The sequence below is a fragment of the Arthrobacter crystallopoietes BAB-32 genome (genome assembly GCF_000328305.2).
GTDB classification, from domain to species: Bacteria; Actinomycetota; Actinomycetes; order Actinomycetales; family Micrococcaceae; genus Crystallibacter; species Crystallibacter crystallopoietes_A.
In genome coordinates this window covers 1-8,052 of the sequence record NZ_ANPE02000013.1, presented here as the reverse complement: position 1 = coordinate 8,052, position 8,052 = coordinate 1, and the positions used below count along the sequence as shown (strand labels likewise).

The 8,052-nt window shown below is 62.0% G+C and carries 6 protein-coding genes; 4 read left to right on the top strand and 2 right to left on the bottom strand.

What is annotated here, in order from left to right:
* Nucleotides 1-1,260, bottom strand: a 1,260-nt coding sequence (locus D477_RS00290; protein ID WP_202804065.1) for an aldehyde dehydrogenase family protein, incomplete at its 3' end; no start/stop codon positions are given.
* A gap of 185 nt (nucleotides 1,261-1,445) precedes the next feature.
* Between D477_RS00290 and D477_RS00285 the strand changes: the two genes are divergently transcribed.
* Entirely contained in the window at nucleotides 1,446-2,105 is a 660-nt protein-coding gene (locus D477_RS00285; protein ID WP_005266121.1) for a GntR family transcriptional regulator, read from the top strand.
* Nucleotides 2,106-2,167: 62 nt separating this feature from the next.
* Here the strand turns inward: D477_RS00285 and D477_RS00280 are convergent, their stop codons facing one another.
* Nucleotides 2,168-3,979: a putative nucleotidyltransferase substrate binding domain-containing protein gene (locus D477_RS00280; RefSeq protein ID WP_005266120.1), complete on the bottom strand. Its 1,812-nt coding sequence runs from the start codon at nucleotides 3,977-3,979 to the stop codon at nucleotides 2,168-2,170.
* Nucleotides 3,980-4,107: 128 nt separating this feature from the next.
* On the opposite strand from D477_RS00280, the gene D477_RS00275 reads away from it, so the two are divergent.
* Genes D477_RS00275 through D477_RS00265 form a run of 3 tightly spaced genes read left to right on the top strand, consistent with a single transcriptional unit; the run spans nucleotide 4,108 to nucleotide 7,954 of the window.
* Nucleotides 4,108-5,208, top strand: a complete 1,101-nt coding sequence (locus D477_RS00275) for a mandelate racemase/muconate lactonizing enzyme family protein (RefSeq protein ID WP_005266119.1) — start codon at nucleotides 4,108-4,110, stop codon at nucleotides 5,206-5,208.
* Between the two features lie 34 nt (nucleotides 5,209-5,242).
* Nucleotides 5,243-6,673, top strand: a complete 1,431-nt coding sequence (locus tag D477_RS00270) for an aldehyde dehydrogenase family protein (protein ID WP_005266118.1) — start codon at nucleotides 5,243-5,245, stop codon at nucleotides 6,671-6,673.
* 54 nt (nucleotides 6,674-6,727) lie between these two features.
* On the top strand, nucleotides 6,728-7,954 hold the full coding sequence (locus D477_RS00265) for a D-arabinono-1,4-lactone oxidase (RefSeq protein ID WP_005266117.1): 1,227 nt from the start codon (nucleotides 6,728-6,730) through the stop codon (nucleotides 7,952-7,954).
* Nucleotides 7,955-8,052: the final 98 nt, after the last annotated feature.

Below are 8,052 nucleotides of genomic sequence, written 5' to 3'. Positions count from 1 at the left end.
GTACTCACTTTCGTTGGCGATACGGATGGCTTCCTCCGGCTTGTCGAATCCGAGGACTGCAACGACGGGACCGAAGATTTCCTCAAGTGCCACTGGCATATCGGGTGTCACGTCCTGCAGGACGGTCGGCTCCACGAAGTAACCGCCAGTTTCCGGGAGTGCCCTGTTCCCGCCGGCAGCGATGGTTGCACCTGCCTGAACTGCCTCCGAGATGTAGCGCATGGTCCGGTCGGCGGCCGATGCCTCCACGAGCGGACCCATCTCGGTTTCCGGGTCCGTCGGAGTGCCCAGACGAATCTTCTTGGCTTCCTCGGCGAGCAGCGCGATGAATTCCTCGCGAATGGAGTTCTGGACCAGAATGCGAGACCCGGCCGTGCAGTTCTGCCCTGCGTTCCAGAAGGCGGCACCGGCCAGATCTGCAGCGATCGTCGGCAGGTCTTCCTTCGCATCGGCGAAGACAATCTGCGGGCTCTTTCCGCCGCACTCCAGCGATACCTCTTTGAGGTTGCTGTCGGCCGCGTAACGCAGGAAGTGACGTCCGACTTCCGTCGATCCTGTAAATGTGATGGCGTCAACATCTGAGTGCAGTCCGAGGGCCTTTCCGGCTACGTGCCCGAGCCCCGGAACTACGTTGAAAACGCCATTGGGGATGCCGGCTTCCACAGCCAGCTCGGCAAACCTGATCGCCCCGAGCGAGGAAAGCTCCGCAGGCTTGACGACAATGGAGTTGCCGGCTGCCAGAGCGGGGCCGATCTTCCAGGCAAGGGTGGCCGAGGGGAAGTTCCACGGGACTACAACGCCGACCACACCGATCGCTTCCCGAACGATATAGGCAAGGTTCTCGGAGGAGGTGGGGGAGACCTTGCCAAAGACCTTGTCAATGCTCTCGGCGTACCAGCGGATGGTGTTGATGGCATCGGGGGTGTCGAGGTCCCGGCAGTCGCTGATCGGTTTGCCGGCTTCAAGGGAGTCGAGCTGCGCGATGGTTTCGAGGTCATCCTCGAGGAGCTGCGCAAAACGCAGCAGAACACTCTTGCGATCTGCAGGGGCCATCCGGCTCCAAACCCCGCTGTCGAATGCACGGCGCGCAGCCTTCACGGCCCGGTCGATGTCCTCGGCCCCGCCAGCCACCACATTGCCCAGAACCTTGCCGGTCGAAGGGTCAACGGTTTCAAACGTTGCTCCATCGGCCGCATCCTCGTGCCGACCGTCGATAAACGCCTTAAAGCTGGTCTTGGGAGACAATGTCTGAGTAGTCACAGATTCCACCTTTCGTGATGTGTTACAGGTAGCATACTACTCAAGGGTGTCTGCGACTAGAGGTAATTAGAAAACTTGCAAATTTCCGCCGCATACCATGAATGCAAAGGGCGCGCGCCTATTTACCCGGTCGTCAGGGTAGAATGTAATTTATTACTGGTAACACAGCACTAGGAGGCGGGACAATGACTGTGGCGGCCCCCATCGTACGGTCGAGCCTACGAGATCAGGTTCTGGCCGAGCTGCGCCAGCGTCTGGTTTCGGGTGATCTCAAGGCCGGCGAACTTTATTCGGCACAAGCCCTGGCCGCGGAGCTAGGCGTCTCGGCGAGCCCTGTTCGGGAAGCCATGCTCACCCTCGTTAACCAGGGTTTGATGGAGCCCGTTCGAAACCGAGGCTTCCGCGTCATCCCTCCTAGCGATTCCGACCGCCGAAACGTCCTGCAGATGCGGCTTTGGCTGGAAGTTCCTGCCATGGTGCAGCTGGCCTCGATGAAAGATCTGGTCGTGGCCGGCGAGCAGGAATATCTCGCGTTGGCCAACGACATCGTCGAGTCTGCCCGTAAGGGCGATCTTATCGGCTACCTGGACTCTGATCGCCAGTTCCACCTTGGCCTCTTAGGCCTCCTGGATAATCAAATTCTCGTTGATACGGTGAGCAACCTCCGGGACCAGACCAGACTCTTCGGTCTTCAGGCCCTGCACGAGAGCGGTCAGTTGATCCACTCGGCAGAGGAACATGCGGGCATTCTCGCCGCCCTGGTTCAGGGCGACACGGCTAAAACCGAAGAGCTGATGATCCGCCACCTCGGGCATATCGGAGGGGACTGGGCGGGCGACGCCTAGGACCGGTTCGCCTCGGGCAGGACAGTATGATCTGCCGGCCGTCCAGCTTCAAGACTGCCGCGCTAGGTGCGTAACCGGCTACTCCATGAACCTGCAATACTTTGCTGGATCGCCGCGACGGACCGAAATGATGCGCGCAAATGGCGGCGGGTCAACGAATCCAGTTCCTCCATACGGACGCGGCTCAAGGCAGTACCAGTGCCGGCAGTAAGGCTGGCGATGTCCCGCTCCAGCAAGATCTGGTAAATGTGCTCAAATGCGCCGATTAGGGTTTCCGCTTCATCTCTCGTCAGCACCTTCGCGTCGGCACCACGCCGCAGCCGGTCGATTGTACTTCCACACGCGTCACCCGTAGCGGCGGCTATCCAGCGGCCAATGGAAGCGATCGGCTTTAGCCCCATTTGCTTAAGATCGACGGCCGCCCGAGTGCCACGATGACCGATGGCTAAGCCGCGGAAGAAGCCGGCGGGCGGGTGGACTGCCAGTGATTCAAGCATGAACGCATGCAGAAACTCTTTTGATTGAGGCCCCAGTCTGACCGTATCGGTCAAGGCTCTGCCTAATTGCAGTTCGGTAAGAGCCCTGCTGTCAATGACCATCGACGAGAACAACAAGGCGTTGTAGCCGGCCGGGTTCTTGATCCAGGTGTCACCGATGTCCTGCCAGCCCGAACGTGAACGGCTGAAAAGGGGGTTCACCGCGTTGGCGCCTTCTGCACAGCGCGGGAGGCCGCAGGCTTCCATTGTCTGCAGTACGGCCTCGGCGTAGGCCCTGGCCTCGGCAGCTTCATCCGCCGTCAGGTCCCCGTCCCAGACAAGTGCGGTGTCTACATCCGATCGGGGCATTGGTTCGCGTCGGGCGATGGAACCGAGCAGTATCCACGACACGGGAGTCTCGACGGGCTTGGGTGTCAGACTGATGATTTTGCGCAGGATTGCATCCACGACGGCCGTCATGAGGTTGGCGATGTGTAGTCCGGGCTCTCCGTTGGCTCCGAGTTCGACGAGCGTCGGTCGCAGCGACTTGGCCGCTGCCGTCAGAGCTTCAAGGTCAGGGGCGGACTCGATGGCCGAGCGGATGCGCAGGGGGTTGCGGATGGCTGCTGAAGCAAAATCGACGGTACGGATGATGCCGACCGGCTGTCCTCCTTGGCTGCTGACCACCAGATGGTGGACTCCGCTGTCGACCATCCGTGCGAAGGCGTCCGCCTGTGACGCATCGTCACGTACAGCGAGGGCGGGGACCGAAGCTAGAAGTGCGACGGGTGCATTCGTGTCGACCTGGCCGGTTGCCACGCACTCACGGAAATCGCGGTCCGTCACGATGCCCGTTCCCTTGGCCGTACTGATCAGCACGCAGGAGTGGCTGGCCTCGCTGATGCGGCGCGCGGCAGTTGCCGCGGTCTCGTCTTCCGAAGCCCATATGACAGGGCGCATCAGCGCGCGCACAGAGCCGGGAGTGCGGTCGAGGGCGGCATTGCCGGTCAGCCGCTCTCTGCTGATCAGGGTTCCGAAGTGGGCGAAACGGAGCCGTTCCGGATGGGCCAGGAACGTGCGGGGGTCGCTAAGGCGAAGGCAGACGCAGTCTTCGCGGGCCCTGACTGAGAGAGCAGGTGACATGTTGGTGAGCAGAGAGATATGGCCAAATGTCGACCCCGGACCGAGCTGCTCCACTACGCGGCCGCGGTCCACGACTTCTACACTCCCGCGATAAACAACCCAGAGGTGGGTCAGGGGAGGCCCGTCTGCCCTGATGATCACCGTACCTTCGGGGAAGTTTTCAACTTCCACGCGGGCACCCAAGGCGGCGAGATCGTCCCGATCCAGGGAGTCATAGGGGCTCTGGCTGCCCAGAAAATCGAGGTACTCCGTCAAGGTATTCCTTTAGCCGTCCTGTGTGGGTAATATGCTACCTGTTACCTAGTACACAATTGCCCGATGAACTCACTATAGGTGTCGGCCATCTTGGGCAGAAGATATTCCTGCGAACGGAGACCCTGATCATGAAGATTGTCGCAGTCGACTGTTTCGGCTATAACCTGCGCTACGCACACGGCGAGTACGTGATGTCGGGCAACCGCGCCGCGACTTCCGAAATCGGAACCCTGGTTCGGCTGCGGACCGACGAGGGGCTGGAAGGCTGGGGCGAGGTTACGCCGCTGGGGAACCGTTACCTTCCGACTCACTGGGCTGAAATCCGGGCCGCTCTGCATACGCTGGCCCGCGACCTCATTGGCGAGGACCCGACGAACCTGTCCGCGATCCGGCGCACCATGGACAACACTCTCCTGGGCGGCGAATTCGCCAAGAGCCCTATCGACATGGCGTGCTGGGATCTGCTCGGCAAGCAGGCCGGCCTCCCGGTGGCCGCGCTGCTTGGCGGAGTCCTGCAGGAGGATTTCCCTCTCTACGAGGCCGTTCCTCTTGCTTCCCCTGAAGAAATGGCCGAATTCGTGACCCGTAGGGGTGAAGCCGGTATCAAGCGCTTCCAGCTCAAGGTGGGTAATGACCCGCACGACGACGTTCGCCGCACCCGCGCGACGGTCGAGGCAGCTCAGGAAGGCACCATCATTGTTGCCGACTCCAACGGCGGCTGGAACCTGCGGGCTGCACAAATCGCGGTCAAGGAAATGGAAGACCTGCCGGTCTTCATCGAGCAGCCGTGCCGCGACACCGACGACTGCATCTTCGCGATGCGCCACTCGACGCTTCCCCTGGTGCTCGACGAATCCATCCTGAACAACAAGGACGTATTCCGGGCAAAGTACGACGCCGGCGCAGTTTCCATCAACATTAAGATCAGCCGTGTGGGAGGCCTGACGAAGGCTGCCCGCATGCGTGACCTGATGCAGGAGCTGGACATGATGATTTCCATGGAAGACACCTGGGGCGGCGACATCGTCAGCGCCGCGGTCAGCCACCTGGCGGCGAGCACCAAGCCCGAGAACTTCCAGAACGCCTCCTTCATGAACGACTGGACCGACGGCCACGTGGCCGGATACAACCCGCGGTCCGTCGGAGGCCGGGGCTCGGCACCGAAGGAACCGGGCCTGGGAATCACCGTCCAGACCCAGGGCCTCGAACCGATCTTCTCCGTTTCCTGAATAACTCCGAACCGATAAAGGAGTACGTACCCCGATGACACGAGAATTCGTCAACATCATCAACGGCAAACCGGCACCGGCCGATAACGCAGCCGAACGTGCTGTGCTGAACCCCTCAACGGGTGAAACCATCTGCCTCGTTGCCGACTCGACGCCCGATGACGTGGCGGCCGCGGTCTCCGCCGCCGAGACGGCCTTTGAGGAGTGGTCGCGCCTGACACCGGCATCGCGGCATAAGCTGCTCGCCAAGCTGGCCGACATGCTGGAGTCGCACTCGGAGGAATTCGTCGAGCTGGAAGTCTCGAACGCCGGAAAGCCGCTGCCGGCATACCGGGACGAGGAGTTCCTCGATGTGATCGACGGAATCCGGCTCTCCGCCGCCGCGGGCCGCAACCTCACCGCGAACGCTTCAGGAGAGTACCTCGACGGGGTGACCTCCTCGTTCCGCCGTGAACCCATCGGGGTCGTGGGAGCCATCACTCCATGGAACTACCCCCTCCTGCAGGCGATCGCCAAGATCATTCCCGCGCTGGCTGTCGGCAATACGATGGTGATCAAGCCCTCTGAGATGACACCGCTCAGCACCGTCAGGTTCGTCGAACTGGCCAACGAAATCCTGCCGCCCGGTGTCCTGAACGTCGTCATGGGCGATGGCCCGGGTGCCGGTGCAGCGCTAACGGGCGACCCCCGGGTGGGCGTGGTCAGTTTCACCGGTTCCGTTGCCGCCGGACGCGCGGTCGCCGTGGCCGCAGCCCAAGGATTGCGCAAGTCCGTCATGGAGCTGGGCGGGAACGCTCCGGCCGTGGTCTTCGCAGATGCGGACATCAAGCGGGTAGCACCCCTGCTGGTCGCGTCGGCGCTCTTCAACGCCGGCCAGGAATGCATGGCTTCGGCCCGTATCCTCGTCGAGGAGTCCGCCCACGATGCCTTGGTCGAAGCAATGGCCCAGGCGCTCAAGGACGTCCGAGTCGGCGACGCCGCCAAGGAGGAGACGACGCTCGGCCCGCTGATCTCCGAACGTCAGCTCAACCGCGCCCTCGGCCTCCTGGAACGCCGTGGAGCCCACACAAGCGTTGTCACCGGAGGCAAGCGGGTCGACGGGCCGGGGTTCTTCCTCGAGCCGACCTTGATCACCGGCCTGCAGCAGGACGACGAGCTGGTGCAGGAAGAGGTGTTCTCACCGATTATCACGGTCCAGTCCTTCTCCAGCGAGGAACAGGCCCTCGCCCTGGCCAACGGCACAGCCTACGGCCTGTCCGCATCAGTATGGTCCTCCAACGCAGGTCGGACGACACGGTTCGCCCGGGACCTGCGCGCCGGTATGGTGTGGATTAATGAGCACCTGCTCTTCGGGCCGGACTGTGCGGTCAACGGCTTCGGCGAGTCGGGCTTCGGCGTCGAAAACGGCCTGATGGGTGCCACGGAATTCACACGGCTCAAGCACGTGCTCGCGAGTCACAGCTAAGAGCACATTCACAGAATCTGAGAGAAAACCAGAGAAGCGAATTAGGAGTCAGAGTTGACCGAGCTAAAGCCTTACTGGCAAAACTGGGGCCTGAACCAAAGCTGTGAGCCCCACCAGATCATCACGCCGAGCACTGCAGAAGAGGCGGCAGCCCAAATCGCCGGCGCCCTGAAGGAGGGCCGCTCCGTCCGGGCCGCAGGGTCCGGACACTCCGTCATGCCTATCGTCCCAACTGACGGCGTGCTCCTTGACCCGTCCCGGCTCAGCGGAATAACCGACATCGAAAGCTCCACCGGCAGGGTAACCATGCTCTCCGGGACTCAGCTGCGCGACCTCGGGAAGCCGCTGTGGGAGGCCGGCCTGGGACTGGGCAACCAGGGAGACATCGACATCCAGACCATCGTCGGGGCGACCAGCACGGGCACGAAGGGGTCCGGCGTCAACCGCACCAACCTCTCTGCAGCAATCACCCGGACTGACCTTGTCACCGGAACCGGCGAACACATCTCGCTGGATTCCGGTGATGAGCTGGCGGCCTCCAAGGTCGCCCTCGGCCTCCTCGGAGTCATCACCCAGGTGCAGGTACAGATGGTGCCGCGCTACTTCCTGCGCGAGACCAACCGGATCATGCACTACCGGGATCTCATCGAGGGCTGGGACGAGCTGAAAGAAAAGTACCGCCACTTCTCCTTCTGGTGGATGCCCAATGAACGAGCTCATAGCCTGTACGGCTTTGAGCCGGTTCCCGCGGACCACGCGTATGTAAAGCTTCTCGAGGAGGTCGACATTGACGATTCCTTCGATGTGCGGCACACCCCGGAGGGGCGCATCGGCCGCAGCTACCTGGTCTACCCGGACACGACGACGGACCCCGAGTTCCACGAGCTCGAATACATGCTTGCGGCCGAACGGGACGAAGAGGGCTTCCTGGCAATGCGGGACCTGATGATGAACCACCACCAGGACATCGACTCCCCCGTCCAGATCAGATGGCAGAAGCAGGACGACGCGTGGCTCTCACCGCAGTACGGACGCGAGACCGTCTCCGTGTCGGTCTCGGGTGTCATTGGAACCGACTACGTTCCGTTCCTCCGCGAGGTCGATTCCCTCCTCAAGCCCATGGAGGCCCGTCCCCACTGGGGCAAGATCAACTACTACGAGCAGGATGACTTCGCTGCTGTCTATCCGAAATGGGAGGAATTCCGGAGCCTCCGGGAGAAGTTCGACCCGGACGGGCTGCTTGCAAATGACTATCTGAAGCAGGTTTTCGGTATCCGGTAGTAACGACTCGGAGGATAGCGCCGCGCGGCTCTTATCCGTAGAGCGCATGACTCAGCGTCGAACATCAGCTCCCCCGGCCGGCAACCCTCTAAATGGGG

Excerpts from the sequence above, each read along its gene's own strand:
- D477_RS00270 (WP_005266118.1), top strand. The coding sequence starts at position 5,243 with ATGACACGAGAATTCGTCAACATCATCAACGGCAAACCGGCACCGGCC.
- D477_RS00285 (WP_005266121.1), top strand. The coding sequence starts at position 1,446 with ATGACTGTGGCGGCCCCCATCGTACGGTCGAGCCTACGAGATCAGGTT.
- D477_RS00275 (WP_005266119.1), top strand. The coding sequence starts at position 4,108 with ATGAAGATTGTCGCAGTCGACTGTTTCGGCTATAACCTGCGCTACGCA.